At 67.3% G+C, this 2613-nt stretch carries 2 protein-coding genes; one reads left to right on the top strand and one right to left on the bottom strand.

Annotation, left to right across the window (positions count from 1 at the left end; genetic code table 11):
* Nucleotides 1–183 precede the first annotated feature (183 nt).
* Nucleotides 184–450 (bottom strand): 30S ribosomal protein S20, encoded by a 267-nt coding sequence (gene rpsT, locus ACFXPL_RS37060; protein ID WP_329827156.1) that lies wholly within the window; start codon nt 448–450, stop codon nt 184–186.
* Between the two features lie 239 nt (nt 451–689).
* Between rpsT and lepA the strand changes: the two genes are divergently transcribed.
* Nucleotides 690–2558 (top strand): translation elongation factor 4, encoded by a 1869-nt coding sequence (gene lepA / locus ACFXPL_RS37055; protein ID WP_384927578.1) that lies wholly within the window; start codon nt 690–692, stop codon nt 2556–2558.
* The last annotated feature ends 55 nt before the right edge of the window (nt 2559–2613 follow it).

Here is a 2613-nt window from a genome sequence, read left to right as displayed (position 1 = left end):
GTTCTGGGAGAACGGGCCAGGGCCTTCGACGTCAAGCTGTGAAGCTCATGAAGCTGATGAACTCGCACCCGCGTGGCGAACGCAGTCGCGTGCGAGCTCGGGGGTCGCCGGTCAGGAGCGGTAGAGAGGGCCCGCTGGGTCCCTTCCGGCGGTCAATCAAGGTCAAGGCAAGGAGACCGGGGCTCAGCCCTGGAGGGTGGCGACCTTGGAGGCCAGCGCCGACTTCTTGTTGGCGGCGGCGTTCTTGTGGATGACACCCTTCGAGACAGCCTTGTCGAGCTGACGGGACGCCTCGCGAGAAGCCGCGGTGGCCTTCTCGACGTCACCGGCGGCAGCGGCCTCGCGGGCCTTGCGGATCGCGGTCTTGAGCGACGACTTGACAGCCTTGTTGCGCAGGCGTGCCTTCTCGTTGGTCTTGTTCCGCTTGATCTGGGACTTGATGTTCGCCACGTTATGAGCCTTCTCAGCTTTGATGAATACGTTGACTCGGCACAGCACCGACTCGGAACGGCAGCACCCGGGGCCCGGACGGGCCAGGGTGGAGCCGGACGCAGCTAGTCAGGCTAGCAGCGACCCCACGACCGGCCCAAACCGGTCGCAGTCCCGTACCCGTGGGACCATGGAGCCTACGTATCGATCCGCGTCCACCCGAGACGAGACGCCGCGCGTCTCAAGAATCAGGACCCTGCGTGCCCGCGACCCCTCTCCACGTGCCCGAGCCGAGCCGCACGGACCCGGCGCTGCTCCGCAACTTCTGCATCATCGCCCACATCGACCACGGCAAGTCGACGCTGGCCGACCGGATGCTCCAGCTCACCGGAGTGGTCGACCAGCGGCAGATGCGCGCTCAGTACCTCGACCGGATGGACATCGAGCGCGAGCGCGGCATCACGATCAAGTCCCAGGCGGTCCGGCTGCCCTGGGCGCCCACCACGGGCGAGGGCCAGGGCACCACCCACGTCCTCAACATGATCGACACGCCGGGCCACGTGGACTTCACCTACGAGGTCTCCCGTTCGCTCGCGGCCTGCGAGGGCACAGTCCTGCTGGTGGACGCCGCCCAGGGCATCGAGGCGCAGACGCTCGCCAACCTCTACCTGGCGATGGAGAACGACCTCACCATCGTCCCGGTGCTCAACAAGATCGACCTGCCGGCCGCCCAGCCGGAGAAGTTCTCCGAGGAGCTGGCCAACCTCATCGGCTGCCAGCCCGAGGACGTCCTGCGCGTCTCCGCGAAGACCGGTGTCGGCGTGGACGTCCTGCTCGACAAGGTGGTCAAGGAGGTCCCGGCGCCGGTCGGCGTCAAGGACGCCCCCGCCCGCGCGATGATCTTCGACTCGGTCTACGACTCCTACCGGGGGGTCGTGACGTACGTCCGTGTCATCGACGGCCAGCTCAACAAGCGCGAGCGGATCCGGATGATGTCCACCGGCGCCACCCACGAGCTGCTGGAGATCGGGGTCTCCTCCCCCGAGATGACCCCGGCCGACGGCATCGGCGTCGGCGAGGTGGGCTACATCATCACCGGCGTGAAGGACGTACGGCAGTCCAAGGTCGGCGACACGATCACCACCCTGAACAAGGGGGCGACCGAGGCGCTCGGCGGCTACAAGGACCCCAAGCCGATGGTCTTCTCCGGCCTCTATCCGCTGGACGGCTCGGACTACCCCGAGCTGCGCGACGCCCTCGACAAGCTCCAGCTCAACGACGCCGCCCTGGTCTACGAGCCGGAGACCTCCGCGGCGCTCGGCTTCGGTTTCCGCGTCGGTTTCCTCGGGCTGCTGCACCTCGATGTGATCCGGGAGCGGCTGGAGCGCGAGTTCGGCCTTGAGCTGATCGCCACCGCCCCCAACGTGGTCTACCGCGTCGAGATGGAGGACGGCACCGAGCACACCGTCACCAACCCGAGCGAGTTCCCCGAGGGGAAGATCGACGCGGTGCACGAGCCGGTCGTACGGGCCACGATCCTCGCCCCGAGCGAGTTCATCGGCGCGATCATGGAGCTGTGCCAGAGCCGGCGCGGCACGCTGCTCGGCATGGACTACCTCTCCGAGGACCGCGTCGAGATCCGCTACACGCTGCCGCTCGCCGAGATCGTCTTCGACTTCTTCGACCAGCTCAAGTCCAAGACCCGGGGCTACGCCTCGCTCGACTACGAGCCCACCGGCGAGCAGACCGCCAACCTCGTCAAGGTCGACATCCTGCTCCATGGCGACAAGGTGGACGCCTTCTCGGCGATCACCCACCGGGACCAGGCGTACGCGTACGGGGTGCGGCTCGTCGCCAAGCTGCGTGAGCTGATCCAGCGCCAGGCCTTCGAGATCCCCATCCAGGCGGCCATCGGCTCCCGGGTCATCGCCCGCGAGACGATCCGCGCCATCCGCAAGGACGTCCTCGCCAAGTGCTACGGCGGTGACATCTCCCGTAAGCGGAAGCTGCTGGAGAAGCAGAAGGAGGGCAAGAAGCGCATGAAGATGGTCGGCAGCGTGGAGGTCCCCCAGGAGGCGTTCATCGCCGTGCTGTCCAGCGACGACTCGGGCGGCAAGGCGAAGAAGTAGCCGGTCCCGATGTCCCCCGGACGGCGCTACGGGCCCTCACACCACGGTGTGAGGG

Origin of the sequence: Streptomyces sp. NPDC059092, from assembly GCF_042756365.1 — a bacterium.
Classification (GTDB): domain Bacteria; phylum Actinomycetota; class Actinomycetes; order Streptomycetales; family Streptomycetaceae; genus Streptomyces.
The sequence above is the reverse complement of the archived record's forward strand: the minus strand, read 5'-3'. Positions and strand labels throughout refer to the sequence as shown.